Origin of the sequence: Streptomyces mauvecolor, from assembly GCF_039532965.1 — a bacterium.
Taxonomy (GTDB): Bacteria; Actinomycetota; Actinomycetes; order Streptomycetales; family Streptomycetaceae; genus Streptomyces; species Streptomyces violascens.
Genome location: NZ_BAAASQ010000007.1, coordinates 214417 through 229156, shown reverse-complemented (window position 1 = coordinate 229156; position 14740 = coordinate 214417). Strand labels below are relative to the sequence as shown.

At 69.6% G+C, this 14740-nt stretch carries 10 protein-coding genes and 1 pseudogene; 9 read left to right on the top strand and 2 right to left on the bottom strand.

Annotation, left to right across the window (positions count from 1 at the left end; translation table 11 throughout):
• Positions 1-723 precede the first annotated feature (723 nt).
• Positions 724-2579, bottom strand: a pseudogene (locus ABD346_RS07835) (glycoside hydrolase family 35 protein).
• A 128-nt stretch (positions 2580-2707) separates the two neighbouring features.
• On the opposite strand from ABD346_RS07835, the gene ABD346_RS07830 reads away from it, so the two are divergent.
• The 7 genes from ABD346_RS07830 (at position 2708) to ABD346_RS07800 (ending at position 10413) form a co-directional block, all read left to right on the top strand.
• A complete protein-coding gene (locus ABD346_RS07830; protein ID WP_344373322.1) occupies positions 2708-3595 on the top strand; it encodes a helix-turn-helix domain-containing protein in 888 nt (295 codons plus the stop codon).
• A gap of 11 nt (positions 3596-3606) precedes the next feature.
• Positions 3607-3909 (top strand): chorismate mutase, encoded by a 303-nt coding sequence (locus ABD346_RS07825; RefSeq protein ID WP_344373321.1) that lies wholly within the window; start codon positions 3607-3609, stop codon positions 3907-3909.
• A 123-nt stretch (positions 3910-4032) separates the two neighbouring features.
• Positions 4033-4329 (top strand): type II toxin-antitoxin system Phd/YefM family antitoxin, encoded by a 297-nt coding sequence (locus ABD346_RS07820; protein ID WP_344373320.1) that lies wholly within the window; start codon positions 4033-4035, stop codon positions 4327-4329.
• Complete coding sequence (locus tag ABD346_RS07815) at positions 4326-4727, top strand: type II toxin-antitoxin system VapC family toxin (protein WP_344373319.1); 402 nt, start codon at positions 4326-4328, stop codon at positions 4725-4727. The genes ABD346_RS07820 and ABD346_RS07815 overlap by 4 nt, the downstream gene beginning before the upstream one ends.
• 173 nt (positions 4728-4900) lie before the next feature.
• Positions 4901-7447: an aminopeptidase N gene (gene pepN, locus ABD346_RS07810; RefSeq protein WP_344373318.1), complete on the top strand. Its 2547-nt coding sequence runs from the start codon at positions 4901-4903 to the stop codon at positions 7445-7447.
• Positions 7448-7627: 180 nt separating this feature from the next.
• Complete coding sequence (locus tag ABD346_RS07805) at positions 7628-9004, top strand: pyridoxal phosphate-dependent decarboxylase family protein (RefSeq protein ID WP_344373317.1); 1377 nt, start codon at positions 7628-7630, stop codon at positions 9002-9004.
• Complete coding sequence (locus ABD346_RS07800; protein ID WP_344373316.1) at positions 9001-10413, top strand: lysine N(6)-hydroxylase/L-ornithine N(5)-oxygenase family protein; 1413 nt, start codon at positions 9001-9003, stop codon at positions 10411-10413. The genes ABD346_RS07805 and ABD346_RS07800 overlap by 4 nt, the downstream gene beginning before the upstream one ends.
• Before the next feature lie 19 nt (positions 10414-10432).
• Here the strand turns inward: ABD346_RS07800 and ABD346_RS07795 are convergent, their stop codons facing one another.
• Positions 10433-12250: a bifunctional metallophosphatase/5'-nucleotidase gene (locus ABD346_RS07795; protein ID WP_344373314.1), complete on the bottom strand. Its 1818-nt coding sequence runs from the start codon at positions 12248-12250 to the stop codon at positions 10433-10435.
• Positions 12251-12444: 194 nt separating this feature from the next.
• Between ABD346_RS07795 and ABD346_RS07790 the strand changes: the two genes are divergently transcribed.
• Both ABD346_RS07790 and pyk read left to right on the top strand, forming a co-directional pair.
• Complete coding sequence (locus ABD346_RS07790; protein ID WP_344373312.1) at positions 12445-13140, top strand: SIMPL domain-containing protein; 696 nt, start codon at positions 12445-12447, stop codon at positions 13138-13140.
• 156 nt (positions 13141-13296) lie between these two features.
• On the top strand, positions 13297-14733 hold the full coding sequence (gene pyk / locus ABD346_RS07785) for a pyruvate kinase (protein ID WP_344373310.1): 1437 nt from the start codon (positions 13297-13299) through the stop codon (positions 14731-14733).
• The last annotated feature ends 7 nt before the right edge of the window (positions 14734-14740 follow it).

Genomic DNA, 14740 nt, shown 5'->3' with positions numbered 1-14740 from the left:
CATAGCCTCAAAACGAGATCACCGAGTGGCCGTCGATACACCACTCCAGTGGACGTGACCGGCGCGGGGAACTGCGCGAACAACCACGCACGGTCGGCAGTTGAAGGGGGCCGGGGGTCTGTTCCCCGGGCGGATCGGGGTGCCTGCGCTGCATCCTGTTAGGGGCGCGGGGAACTGTGCGAGCAACTACGCACGGCCCGCAGTTGAAGGGGTCGGAGGTTGTCCGCCTGGACGTGCTGGGTGTGCCCGCCCGGCATGCTGTTAGGGGCGCGGGGAACTGTGCGAGCAACTACGCACGGCCCGCAGTTGAAGGGGTCGGAGGTTGTCCGCCTGGACGTGCTGGGTGTGCCCGCCCGGCATGCTGTCAGGGGCGCGGGGAACTGCGCGAGCAGCCACGTACGGTCTGCGGTCGAGGGGGTGGGTCGCCGCCCGGGCAGATCAGGGGGCTCGCGTCGCACCCTGCCAGGGGCGCGGGGAACGGCGCGAGCAGCCCGCACGGACCGCAGGCGACCGCCCGCCCAAGCGCTCCCCCGCCCCCTGCAAGGGATCAGGAAAGCAGGGCAGCATGGCCGCATGAGTGACAACCTCAGTACCGAGACCCACCCCCACACCCACCAGGGGAGCTTCTCTCCCTGGCCGCCCAGCGGGGCCGATCTTCCGGACTATCCCGTCACGCCACGCCCCGCGCACACCCCGTCCTGGGCTCAGGCGGAGAAGGCCGTGTCACCCCCGGGTCCACGCGGCGGAGCCGCACAGTGACACAGCGGGAAGGGGCGGGGCGGGGAGTGATCCCAGCGTCACAGTCCCACCCGCCCCCTCCAGCTCCAGCACCCACACCTCATTCGCCCCCGCCCGCAGCACCGCCCCCGGCACATACAGCGAGACCCCCGGCCCAACCCCCCAGTACCGCCCCAGACAGAACCCGTTCACCCACACGAACCCCCGCCCCCAGCCAGGGAGTCGCAGTCGGCCGAACGACTCTCCGGGCGCCGTCGACGGCAGGTCGAACCCGCCCCGGTACAGNCCGTCGACGGCAGGTCGAACCCGCCCCGGTACAGGCCCGTCGCCCTCGACCCCGGAGGCGTACCGAAAGGCACCTTCGACACCGCCTCCGACGAGGCGAAGGCATCCAGGCGCAGCCCCCGCGCCCGCACCCCGTGCAGGAACTGCCGCTCATGCAGCACCCCACCCGTGATCCCCTTCGGCTCCCCGCTGCGCGGCCCGTAGTTGACCCGGCCGAGGGACTCCACCCACAGCTCGACCTCCACGCCCCCCGGCACGGGATCCGCCAGCGTCGCGTCCTCGGTGTCCAGGACCCCGGCCCGTACCCCGTCCACGTACACCGTCGCCACATCGCGCAGCCCGAGCACGCCGAGCGGATACGGCTGCCTGGGTCCGGGGACGTCCACGCGGTAGCGGACAAGGCCCCGGTCCACCTCCAGCTCCTCGAACGTCGGCGGGACCGGACACTCGCTCTCCTCCCCGCCCAGGGCATCGAGGACGTCGTTCAAGGGCGCCCAGTCATTCACGTCAACCTGCAACGGGCCCGTGAACTCCCGTGGTTCCGGCGGGAGTTCGGGCAACGGGCCATCCGCGTAGGCCGCCAGTACCTCCCTGAACCGCCAGAACTTTTCCGTCGGCCTGCCCGCCTCGTCGATCGGCGCGTCGTAGTCGTACGACGTCGCCGTCGGCTCCAGCGCGCCCACGTGCAGATCGCCCGCCCGGTTCGCGCCCGACCAGCCCGCGAAGCTGGTGCCGCCGTGCGCCATGTAGATGTTGACCGACGCCCCGCACTCCAGGATCTCCCGCAGGGTCGCCGCCGCGTCCGCCGCGTCCCGCACCACATGGTCCGCGCCCCAGTGGTCGAACCAGCCGCACCAGAACTCCATGCACATCAGGGGGCCGGACGGCTGGTGGCGGCGCAGGACCGCGAAGCCCTCGCGGGCGTCGCTGCCGAAGTTCGCCGTGGCCAGGATGCCCGGCAGGGAGCCGCCGGTCAGCATGTGGTCCTCGGGGCCGTCGGAGGTGAACAGCGGCACGGTGATGCCGCACTCGTGCAGCAGGTCCGCGAGGTGGCGCAGATAGCCCCGGTCGCTGCCGTAGCTGCCGTACTCGTTCTCCACCTGCACCATGAGCACCGGCCCGCCCCGGTCGGTCTGGCGCTCGGCGACCTGGGGGAGCAGCGTGCGGAACCAGCGGTTCACATGGACCAGGTACTCGGAGTCGTCCGTCCGCACCCGGCGCCCGAGCCGGCCCGTCAGCCAGTGCGGGAGGCCCCCGTTCTCCCACTCGGCACAGATGTACGGCCCGGGACGCACGATCGCCCACAGGCCCGCCTCGTGTGCGGCGTCCAGGAAGCGGCCCAGCGCCCCCACATCCTCGTACCGGCCCAGGAACGGCTCGTGCAGGTTCCACGGCACATACGTCTCGACGCAGTTCAGGCCCATCGCCCGCAGCATCGCGAGCCGGTGGCCCCACTGCGCCTCGTGCACCCGGAAATAGTGCAGCGCGCCCGACAGGAGGCGCACCGGCCGCCCGTCGAGCAGAAAGTCCTCGTCCCCCACGGTGAAGTCGCCCACCGGCCGGCCCGCCCATCTCTCTCGATCACTGCGCCCGGCCACTCTTGCCCCTGGCGCGGCGGTGGTCCATGGACAAAGATCGGCGCTGATTGGACGCAAGGGGGACCCGGGAGGAAGCGGAAACCGGCATGTATCACACCTGGATGCGATATTTCACCCCGAGTCCGGCCCACCACCGGCTCGGCCTGGTCTGCCTCGGGGTGGGACTCCAGCACGGCACGCTGCCCACCGTCGGGCCCCGCACCCTCGACCACCACGTCGCCGTCGTCATCGGCGCAGGCGGCGGCTGGTTCCGCGGCCCCGACGGCCGCGAGGTCCCCGTCACCGCACCCGCCCTGATCTGGCTCACCCCCGGCGTGCCCCACCACTACGGGCCCGACCCCGCCACCGGCTGGGACGAGTCGTTCGTCGACTTCACCGGGCCCGCCACCAGCACCTACACCGAACTCGGCTACATCGAACCCGACCGGCCCGTCGTACCGCTCAGCGACACCGTGGGCGCCCGCGCCGCCATCGGCCGCATCGCCAGAGCCGCCCGCCGCGGCAACCCGCTCCTGGAGGTCGAGACCGCCGCCGCCGTCCACGAACTGCTCGTCGCGCTGCGCCGCGCCCGCGCCGACGTCGCCCCCGACGGCGACCTCGTCCTCGACGCCCTGGCCCGCGACGCGTTCCAGCCGTTGTCGGTGGCCGAACACGCGTCCCGGCATGGCATGACCCCCGCCGAACTGCGCACCGCCGTGCGCCGGGCCGCCGGCTGCAGCCCCAAGGACTACCTCCTCGGCATCCGCCTCGGCCGCGCCAAAGAACTCCTCGCCGCCACGGAACTGCCGGTCGCGGCCGTCGCCCGCCGCGTCGGCTACGACGACCCCGCCTACTTCTCCCGCCTGTTCACCCGCCGCGTCGGCATCGCACCCGTACGTTTCCGCGAGCAGCAGGGCCGGTCCGTCCCCGGCGGCTGGAGCCACCGGATCCCGGATCCTGAACACCCGCCGACGATCGCGGGCCACGCCACGTAAGCTCGATGACCATGACCACGAGCGACCCCTCCGTGCAGGCAGAGCTGTCCCGGCTCCGCGACAGCATCGACAACATCGACGCGGCTGTCGTGCACATGCTGGCCGAGCGCTTCAAATGCACCCAGCAGGTCGGCCACCTCAAGGCCGAACACAAGCTCCCCCCGGCCGACCCCTCGCGCGAAGCCGAGCAGATCGCCCGGCTGCGCCGCCTCGCCGAGAACGCCAAGCTCGACCCGGCCTTCGCCGAGAAGCTGCTCAACTTCATCATCGCCGAGGTCATCCGGCACCACGAGACCATCGCCAAGTCCGCCTGACACCGAACACCCCGGCCGCCGCCCGGCCGAACACAGAGGCCCCCCGGCGCCTTGCGTACTTCGTACGGGCGAACATGACGCACGCCCCGGGGAATGACGCACGTTCGGGGCTAGCGTGGAACCATGACGACCAGAGTCCCCATTCGCCAGCTCCAACAGCACGCCAGCGAACTGATCGACAGAGTCGCATCCGGTGAGCGAGTGGAGATCACCCGCAACGGCCGGCTCATCGCGGTCCTCGGCCCGCCGGACCCGGAACAGCGGGTCATGGAGGACCTCGTGCGCACCGGCACCGTAGATCCGGACAACGCCGCCTCGGCCCGCGGCCTCGCCGACTGGCGACCCCTCCCCGCCCGGCCGGGGCAGCCCGCCCGGCTCTCCGAAGTACTGCGCTCCCTGCGCGAAGAGGAAGAGCGATGATCTACCTCGACTCCTGCGCGCTGCTCAAACTCCTGCTCCCGGAAGCGGAGACACCAGCGCTGCGCACCTTCTTGGCCGCCCGGGCCGCAGAGGGACACGTGACCTCCGCACTCACCCAGACCGAGGTCGCCCGTACCCTGGTGCGGGCCGGAGCCGACCCCGAACTGGGCGATGCCGCCGAGGAGATGCTGGACCGGGTCCTGCGCATCCGCCTCACCGACCAGATCCTGCGCGCCGCCGGCCAGTTCCCGCAACGGCACCTTCGCAGCCTGGACGCGATCCACCTGGCCTGCGCCGAACACCTCGAACAGGCCCTGACCGCTTTCGTCACCTATGACAAGAGGCTCGCCGCGGCAGCCGCCGAACGAGACCTCCCCGTGCAGTCTCCGGGCGCCTGACGACGGCACCGACCGTCGCGGCCACGCCCCGCCCCACCCTCACCACCGACGACCGCACCGCAGTGGGCCCGCGTCACCCGCTTCCACGCAGCCCGGCCCGCCGCCCGCGCCGGGTGAGAGCCGAGCCCCTCCGCCCCTGTGCTCACCCGTCCCTTTCCGGCAGCATGGGCCCCATGTCCGTACTGACGCGCGACGAAGCGCAGACCCGAGCCCAGTTCCTCGACGTACAGCGGTATCGCATCGAACTCGATCTCACCACCGGCGGCGAGGACACCTTCGCATCCCGCACCGCCATCCACTTCACCGCACGCACCGCCGGGGACACCTTCGTCGAGCTCAAGCCCGCCACCCTGCGCTCGGTCACCCTCGACGGGCAGCCCCTGGACCCCGAAACCCTCACCGAGAACCGCCTCGCGCTGCCCCACCTCACTGCGGGCCCCCACGAACTGCACGTCGACGCCGTTATGAACTACTCCCACACCGGCGAAGGACTGCACCGCTTCACCGACCCCGCCGACGGCGAGACCTACACCTACACCCAGCTCTTCATGGAAGACGTCCAGCGCGTCTTCGCCGCCTTCGACCAGCCCGACCTCAAGGCCGCCTTCGACCTCACCGTCAAGGCCCCCGACGGCTGGAAGGTCCTCGCCAACGGCATCACCGAGCAGCAGGCCGACGGCCGCTGGAAAGCCGCCACCACCCCCCTCATCTCCACCTACCTCGTAGCACTCGCCGCCGGCCCCTGGCACTCGGTGACCACCGAACACGCAGGCCTGCCCTTCGGCCTGCACTGCCGCCGCTCGCTCGCCCCCCACCTCGACGCCGACGCCGACGAACTCTTCGAGATCACCCGGCAGTGCTACGACCGCTACCACGAGAAGTTCGACGAGCCCTACCCCTTCGACTCCTACGACCAGGCCTTCGTCCCCGAATTCAACGCCGGCGCCATGGAGAACCCCGGACTCGTCACCTTCCGCGACGAATTCGTCTACCGCTCCGCCGTCACCGACACCGAACGCCAGACCCGCGCCATGGTCATCGCCCACGAAATGGCCCACATGTGGTTCGGCGACCTCGTCACCCTCCAGTGGTGGGACGACATCTGGCTGAACGAGTCCTTCGCCGAATACATGGGCTACCAGACCCTCACCGAAGCCACCCGCTTCAGCGACACCTGGGTCGACTTCGGCATCGCCCGCAAGGCCTGGGGCTACGACGCCGACCAGCGGCCCACCACCCACCCCGTCGCCCCCGCACCCGACGCCGTCCCCGACACCGCATCCGCGATGCTCAACTTCGACGGCATCTCCTACGCCAAGGGCGCCTCGGCGCTGCGCCAACTCGTCGCCTGGCTGGGCGAAAAGGACTTCCTCGCCGGCATCAACACCCACTTCGAGCGGCACAAGTTCGCCAACGCCACCCTCGCCGACTTCATCGACTCCCTCGCCTCCACCACCGACCGAGACGTCCACGCCTGGGCCCGGCAGTGGCTCGGCACCACCGGAGTCGACACCCTCACTCCCACCGTCACCGAAGCCGACGGCAACTGGCACCTCACCGTCACCCAGCACGGCGAACGCCCCCACCGCCTCACCGTCGGCGCCTACGACCGCGACATCAACGACGGCCGCCACCTCGTCCTGCGCGAACGCTTCGACATCGACGTACCCCAAACCACCCACGCGGCCCGAACCACCGACGCGGCCGAGACCTCCGACGCACCCCGGGGCGAAGCCACCACCGCACGCCCCGGAAGGCGCCCCGCCCTCCTCGTCCTCAACGACCACGACCTCACCTACGCCAAGGTCCGCCTCGACGACACCTCCGCCGAAACCGCCCTGCGCTCCCTGGCCGGCGTACCCGACGCACTCACCCGCGCCGTCCTGTGGAACACCCTGCGCGACATGGTCCGCGACGGCGAACTCCCGCCCGCCGCCTACCTGGAGACCGCCCGCGCCCACCTCGCCGAGGAAGCCGACCTCGCCGTCGTCCAGGGCGTCCTCACCTTCGCCGGCACCCAGATCGCCAACCGCTACCTCGCCGCGGCCGACCGCCCCGCCGCCCTCGCCCTCCTCACCGACCTCACCCGCGCCCTCCTGCGCCGCACCGAGGACGGCAGCAACCCCGGCCTGCGCCTCACCGCCGTACGCCACTTCATCGACGCCGCGGCCCAGCCCGACACCATCCGCGGCTGGCTCGACGACGGCAGCGTCCCCGGCGGCCCCGAACTCGACCCCGAACTGCGCTGGCGCATCCTCACCCGCCTCGCCGTCCTCGGCGCCACCGACGACAAGGAAATCGCCGCCGCCCTCGCCGCCGACCCCAGCGCCACCGGCGAAGAAGGCGCCGCCCGCTGCCGCGCCGCCCTGCCCACCCCCGCCGCCAAGGAAGCCGCCTGGACCGCCATGTTCCAGAGCGACACCCTGTCCAACTACCTGTTCACCGCCACCGCCCAAGGCTTCTGGCAACCCGAACAGGCCGACATCCTCCAGCCCTACGTCACCCGCTACTACCAGGACGCCGTCCCCCTCGCCGCCCGCCGCGGCCCCGCCATCGCCGAAGCCGCCGGCCGCTACGCCTTCCCCGCCCCCGTCGTCGACGCCGACGCCGTACACCTCGGCGAAACCTGCCTCGACCGGACCGACCTCCTGCCCGCCCTGCGCCGCAAACTCGCCGACCAGGTCGACGACCTGCGCCGCGCCCTGACCGTGCGCAGCTGAACCACCGGGGGGCGAGCCAGGGGCGGCCAGAGCGGGCCATAGCAGCAATCACCCACCCCAACTCGCCCCCACCGCAAGGCAATACCACTTTCGGGTTGAGATCGTTGAGCACAGCGGCTTCACCAGCAGACAGCGGACCACGCTGGTGCAAGCCGCTGCTCGCACACCCGAAGGAACCCCATGCACAGCCCGCCCCTCGCCGGAGGCACCGCAGGGCCCGCGGCCCTGCGCCCCCTCCTCGACGTCGTACTCGACGCCCTCCACCAAGGGGCGAAAACCCGCGGCGGCCCACTGCCCCCGGGCGGCCCCGAAGCCGTCGCCCGGCGCGTCCACGACGCCGCCCACGACATCCTCCCCACCCACGGCACCGGCGCCCAAGAAGCCCTCACCACGCTCGTCCGCACCCTCGCCGAAGGCGCCGCCGACCCCGCCGAACCCCACTGCGCCGCCCACCTCCACACCCCGCCCCTCGCCCTCGCGACAGCCGCCGACCTCGCAGCATCGGCCCTCAACCCGTCCATGGACTCCTGGGACCAGGCCCCCGCCGCCTCCGCACTCGAAGCACTCCTCACCCGCACCCTCGGCCAGGAAATCTGGCCCCACGGCGACGCCCTCATCACCACCGGCGGCACCGAGTCCAACCAGCTCGCCCTCCTCCTCGCCCGCGAACACCACGGCCCCGTCCAAGTCGTGTGCGGCGCCCACACCCACCACTCCATCCACCGCGCCGCCTGGCTCCTCGGCCTGCCCGAACCCGTCGTCGTACCCGCCCCCACCGGCACCACCGACCTCGCCGCCCTCGACGACGCCCTCACCGACCTCCACCACCCCCTCCTCGTCGTCGCCACCGCCGGCACCACCGACACCGGCGCCATCGACCCCCTGCCCGCCATCGCCGACCTGTGCGCCACCCACCACGCGCCCCTCCACGTGGACGCCGCCTACGGCGGACCCCTCCTCTTCAGCGACCGGCACCGCCACCAGCTCGCAGGCATCGAACGCGCCCACACCGTCACCCTCGACCTGCACAAACTCGGCTGGCAACCCGTCGCTGCCGGACTCCTCGCCGTCGCCGACCCCCACCACCTCACCCCCCTCGGCCACACCGCCGACTACCTCAACGCCGACGACGACACCGACGCGGGCCTGCCCGACCTCCTCGGCCGCTCCCTGCGCACCACCCGCCGCCCCGACGTCCTCAAAATCGCCGTCACCCTACGAGCCCTCGGCCGCGACGGCCTCGCCCACCTCATCGACCACGTCCACGCCCACGCCCGCGCACTCGCCCAACTCATCGACCAACACCCCCAGTTGGAGCTCTACGAACACCCCGCCCTCACCACCGTCCTCTTCCGCCCCCGCGACGCCACCGACGACACCGTCGCCCACATCCGCCGCACCCTGCTCACCAACGGCACCGCCGTCCTCGGCCGCGCCCGCGCCGACGGCCGCCTCTGGCTCAAAGCCACCCTCCTCAACCCCCACCTCACCCCCCACGACCTGCACACCCTCCTCGAAACCACCCTCGGCACCAGCACGGAAGGCACCCCCCGATGACCCCCCAACCCCCCACACCCGAAGAACACCCCCGCGACCTCGTCGGCATCGGCATCGGACCCTTCAACCTCTCCCTCGCCGCCCTCGCCCACGGCGTACCCGGCGGACTCGACACCGCCTTCTACGAACAACGCCGCGCCTTCCACTGGCACCCCGGCCTCCTCATCGAAGGCGCCACCCTCCAAGTCCCCTTCCTCGCCGACCTCGTCACCCTCGTCGACCCCGCCAACCCCTGGTCATTCCTCAACTACCTCAAGCACCGCGAACGGCTCTTCCCGTTCTACTTCGCCGAAAAATTCCACATCCAGCGCACCGAATACGACGCCTACTGCCGCTGGGTCAGCGAAAACCTCACCGACCTCCACTTCTCCCACCAGATCGACGCCGTCCGCTGGAACCCCGAACGCGCCCTCTTCGAAATCGACTACACCCAACTCGACATCCACGGCGAAGCCGAAGCGCTCGGCCGCACCTACGCCCACCACCTCGCCGTCGGCGTCGGCACCGAACCCCATATCCCCGAACCCCTCAAGCCCCTCGCCGACGCCCCCGCCGTCCCCGTCATCCACTCCGCCGACTACCTCGACCACCGCGAACGACTCCTCACCGCCGACCACATCACCGTCATCGGCTCCGGCCAGTCGGGCGCCGAAGTCTTCCTCGACCTCCTGCGCAACCGCCCCGCCGGCGCCGAAAAAATCACCTGGCTCACCCGCACCGAAGCATTCGCACCCATGGAGTACTCCAAGCTCGGCCTCGAACACTTCACCCCCGACTACACCCGCTACTTCCACGCCCTGCCCGAAGCCGTACGCGACCAGCTCCTGCCCCGCCAATGGCAACTCCACAAAGGCATCGACGCCGACACCATGGCCGCCATCCACGACGAGCTCTACCGCCGCACCCAGCACGGCGGCTGGCCCGACGTCACCATGACCCCCGGCGTCTGCGTACGCACCGCGGGACGCGTCGCCACCACCAAGGTCGAACTCCACCTCGAACACACCCAGCAAGGCGTACGCGACCGCCTCACCACCGACGCCGTCGTCCTCGCCACCGGCTACCGCGAACGCCCCCTCACCCAGCTGCTCGCCGGACTCGACCCCTACATGCGCTACGACGGATCCCAACGCCCCCGCATCGACGAAGAGTTCAGGCTCCTGCTCGACAACACCGTCACCGGGAACGTCTACATCCAGAACGCCGAAAGGCACACCCACGGCGTCGGCACCCCCGACCTCGGCCTCGCCGCCTGGCGCAGCGCCGTCATCCTCAACTCCCTCACCGACAAAGAGCCCTACCCCCTGCCCACCCGCACCTCCTTCACCACCTTCGGCCTCGGCAAAAAAAACCAGGCCCGCCCGGCACAACAGCCAGGGGGCCTGGTACCGCTCGTCGAACAGCGGTGACACACAACGAGCCGACGGCTCAGAACACGGCAACACCGTTCTGCGTCAGCTTCCAGTCCACCGAAGCGAACTCCGCCTGATCGATGACACCCTTCGCCTTCACCCACGCGATCATCGTGTTACGGATCTCGTCGGAGTTCGCCCACAGCTGCTTGGCCGTGGCCACCCCCGGGAAATTACCGCCACCATTGGCCCGGTAGTTGTTCACCGCGAGCACGAACTGCGCCTTGTCGTCCAACGGCTTCCCGTCGAACATCACCTTCGAAACCCGCGAACCGGCCGGCTTCGCGATGTCCACCTCGTACGAAACGCCGCTCACCACGTCGTAGTTGTAGTCCGGCGTATTGTTCGCGTTCGTGATCTTCGCAGGATCCACCGTGCCCGTCGTCTGCACGTAGTAGTTCGCCGAGAACTCCAGATACGCCCGCACCTGAGCGCCCGTCAGAAGCCGTGCCTCCAACGTGTTCTCGTACACATACAGACCCGCCACATCCTTGATCGTGACCTGGCCGGCCGGAATCACCGCCGACCGCGAGAAACACGCCGCCTGCGACAGCACGGGCAGCGACTTGTACTCGGTCGACGCAAGCGCCGCCCTCACCGTCTCCGCCTGGATGTGATTGATCAGGTCAATGATCGGCACGTCCTTGTACGGAGCCTCCACGGACCGCATCTCCGCACCATTGGTGCCCACCACCTGATTGACGTACGCCACGACCTTGTCGTGCTCCGCCTTCACCAGCCTCGACACCACCGGATCCTCGGCCACCGCATTCGCGTTGCGCACATCCGCCGTCACCGACGTCACATGCCAACGCCCCTTCGAGAACTCCAGGGCGAAATCGAAGACACTCAGCCGCATACCCCACATGTACGGCTCCGACAGGACCACGGACTTACCGGTCTCCTTGTTCACCACCGTCCGCGACGCCACCTCCTTGTGCGTGTGACCCACCAGAATCGCGTCGATACCCGGCACCTGCTCCGCCACCAACGACGACGCGTTCTCCGGATACGGCAACGCGTCCCCGTACGACGTAGAGCCGTCAAGACCCGAATGATCCGTGCAGATCACCACGTCACAACCCAGCGCCCGCAGCTTCGGCACATAGATCTTCGCCTGCTCCACCAGGCCAGGGAACGTCATCTTCCCCTGCACATTGGCCTTGTCCCAGATCGCGATCCCCGGATTCGTCAGACCCAGGATCCCCACCTTCACATCCGGACCGTGCGGCGTCCTCAGCCGGCGCACCGTGTAAGGAGGAAACGCCGGCTTCAGCGTCTTCGCATCCAGCGCATTCGCCCCCAGGAGAGGGAAGTCCAGCTGATCCTGGAACGCCCGCAGCGTCGGAATCCCGTAATTGAACTCGTGGTTGCCGAGCGCGGCGGCGTCGTAGCGCATGTGGTTCATCGCCAGCGCCATCGGATGCTCCGGGCCCCGCCTGCCGCCCGAACCCGTGATCGGCTCCACGCGCGCGTAGTAGTACGACAGCTGAGTGCCCTGGATGATGTCACCCGCATCGATCAACAGCGTGTTGTGACGGCCCTTCTCCTTGCGGACCTGATCCACCAACGTCGAGATCTTCGCCAGACCCACGTCGTTGTGCGCCGCGTCGTCGTACTCCTTGTCCGTGAAGTAGTCCCAGTTGAAGACATGGCCGTGCAGATCCGTCGTGCCCATCACGGAGAACGCGTACCGCTTCGGCGGACGCCCGTACCCGTGGTCCCCCCGGCCCCGCGTCTCAGCCTCGGCGGGCAGCGCCGTACCCCCGGCAACAGCCACACCGGCCCCTGCGGCGGCCGTAGTGCCCAGGAACGTCCTGCGGTTCAGCGGCATGGTCATCTCCCTGAAGTCGTGTGACGCGCGTAGAAGTTGAGCGGACCGAAGAGACGGCCCGTCGCATCGTCCACCGGACCGCGACGCGCGTAGAACCCACGGATTCTGACGCAACAGCCACCACCCGCAACACCCCCCGCAGGTTTCGATTCGATGACCGGCACCTGACAGAACGAGATGCCACAGTGAGCCCCATGACCGACACCCAGCCCTACGGAACCCCCGAGCAGCCACGCCTCGCCGTCCACGGCGAAGCCCACCTCGAAGCCGACCCCGAAATCGCCCGCATCACCATCACCATCGCCACCCGCGGCCCCGACCGCCGAGCCACCCTCGACGACCTCACCCGCCGCAACACCCACACCATCGACCTCATCAAGAACTACGGCGACGCCATCGAAAAACTCGAAACCGGAGCCTTCACCCTCACCCCCGAACTCACCAAACACGGCCGCGGCGAACGCGTACGCACCCACCACGGCACCGTCCACATCACCGCCGAACTCAACGACTTCACCGCACTCGGCGAACTCACCACCCGCCTCGCCGACCTCGAACTCACCCGCGTCGACGGACCCTGGTGGTCCCTGCGCCACGACTCACCCACATACGGCGAAGCACGCCGCCAAGCCGTCCAACAAGCCGTCGTACGCGCCCGCGAATACGCCGACGCCCTCGGCACCACCCTCGCCGCCCTCGTCGAACTCTCCGACCCCGGCGCCGACACCCCCACCGCCGGCTACGGCCGCCCCGCAGGCGGCGGCACGGCCTTCCGCACCGCAGCCCCCGGCACCGCCGAACCAGCCCCCGCCCTCGACCTCGAACCCCAACGCCAATCCGTCCACGCCCGCGTCAACGCCCGCTTCATCATGACCCCGCCCACCCTCTGACACCGGGTAGTACGCACGCACGCCGGGCGCCCCGACATGCTCATCGGAGCGCCCCCGCGCACAATTCAACACTTGTCAACCACCCTTCACCCAAAGGTTGTTGAGCAGTAACCCGCGACGAAATCTCTACCCACCGGTAAGCCCTAGGCTCGCAGCATGCGCCGAGCCAAAATCGTCTGCACACTGGGCCCCGCCACCCACACATACGACCAGATCAAAGCCCTGGTCGAAGCCGGAATGGACGTAGCCCGCTTCAACCTCAGCCACGGCACCTACGCCGACCACGAAGAGCGCTACCAACACGTCCGCAAGGCCTCCGACGAAACCGGCCACAACGTCGGCATCCTCGCCGACCTTCAAGGCCCGAAGATCCGCCTCGGACACTTCGCCGAAGGCCCCGTACTCCTTGAACGCGGCGACGAGTTCACCATCACCGTCGAACCCGACACCCAAGGCGACCGCCACCTCTGCGGCACCACCTACCCCGGCCTCGCCGCCGACGTCACCACCGGCGAACGCATCCTCGTCGACGACGGCAAAGTCGCCCTCCAAGTCACCGCCGTCGACGGACCCCGCGTCCACACCCTCGTCACCGAAGGCGGCATGGTCTCCGACCACAAAGGCCTCAACCTCCCCGGAGTCGCCGTCTCCGTCCCCGCCCTCTCCGAAAAAGACCAGGACGACCTCCGCTGGGCCCTGCGCACCGGAGCCGACATCATCGCCCTCTCCTTCGTCCGCAGCGGCCGCGACATCGAAGACGTCCACCGCATCATGGACGAAGAAGGCCGCCGCCTCCCCGTCATCGCCAAAATCGAAAAACCCCAGGCCGTCGACAACATCGACGACATCGTCGCCGCCTTCGACGGCATCATGGTCGCGCGCGGCGACCTCGGCGTGGAAATGCCCCTCGAACTCGTCCCGATCGTCCAGAAGCGAGCCATCAAACTCGCCAAGCGCAACGCCAAGCCGGTCATCGTCGCCACCCAAATGCTCGACTCAATGATCGACAACTCCCGCCCCACCAGGGCCGAAGCGAGCGACGTCGCCAACGCGGTCATCGACGGCACGGACGCGGTGATGCTCTCCGGCGAGACCAGTATCGGCAAATACCCCGTCGAAACGGTACGCACGATGGGCCGCATCGTAGAAGCCGCCGAAGAGGACGTCCTGGCCAAGGGCCTGCCCCCACTGACCGACCGCAACAAGCCCCGTACACAAGGCGGCGCCGTCGCCCGGGCAGCCGCCGAAATGGGCGACTTCCTCGGCGCGAAATTCCTCGTCGCCTTCACCCAGTCCGGCGACACCGTCAAACGCCTCTCCCGCTACCGCTCCCCGATCCCGCTCCTCGCCTTCACCCCCGTGCCGGCCACCCGCTCCCAGCTCAACCTGACGTGGGGCGTGGAGACGTTCCTCGGCCCGCACGTCGAATCCACCGACGAGATGGTGGCCCAGGTCGACGAGATGCTCCTGAAGGTGGGCCGCTGCAAGAAGGGCGACGTGGTCGTCATCACGGCGGGCTCCCCGCCGGGCGTCCCCGGTTCTACGAACCTGGTCCGCGTCCACCACATCGGCGAGGACGACAGCCCCAAGTAACCCTGGG

What these genes read in the sequence shown, in the direction of transcription:
- ABD346_RS07790 (WP_344373312.1), top strand. Translation starts at nt 12,445, where the DNA reads ATGACCGACACCCAGCCCTACGGAACCCCCGAGCAGCCACGCCTCGCC.
- ABD346_RS07820 (WP_344373320.1), top strand. Translation starts at nt 4,033, where the DNA reads ATGACGACCAGAGTCCCCATTCGCCAGCTCCAACAGCACGCCAGCGAA.
- pyk (WP_344373310.1), top strand. Translation starts at nt 13,297, where the DNA reads ATGCGCCGAGCCAAAATCGTCTGCACACTGGGCCCCGCCACCCACACA.
- ABD346_RS07805 (WP_344373317.1), top strand. Translation starts at nt 7,628, where the DNA reads ATGCACAGCCCGCCCCTCGCCGGAGGCACCGCAGGGCCCGCGGCCCTG.
- ABD346_RS07815 (WP_344373319.1), top strand. Translation starts at nt 4,326, where the DNA reads ATGATCTACCTCGACTCCTGCGCGCTGCTCAAACTCCTGCTCCCGGAA.
- ABD346_RS07795 (WP_344373314.1), bottom strand. Translation starts at nt 12,250, where the DNA reads ATGCCGCTGAACCGCAGGACGTTCCTGGGCACTACGGCCGCCGCAGGG.
- ABD346_RS07825 (WP_344373321.1), top strand. Translation starts at nt 3,607, where the DNA reads ATGACCACGAGCGACCCCTCCGTGCAGGCAGAGCTGTCCCGGCTCCGC.
- pepN (WP_344373318.1), top strand. Translation starts at nt 4,901, where the DNA reads ATGTCCGTACTGACGCGCGACGAAGCGCAGACCCGAGCCCAGTTCCTC.
- ABD346_RS07800 (WP_344373316.1), top strand. Translation starts at nt 9,001, where the DNA reads ATGACCCCCCAACCCCCCACACCCGAAGAACACCCCCGCGACCTCGTC.
- ABD346_RS07830 (WP_344373322.1), top strand. Translation starts at nt 2,708, where the DNA reads ATGTATCACACCTGGATGCGATATTTCACCCCGAGTCCGGCCCACCAC.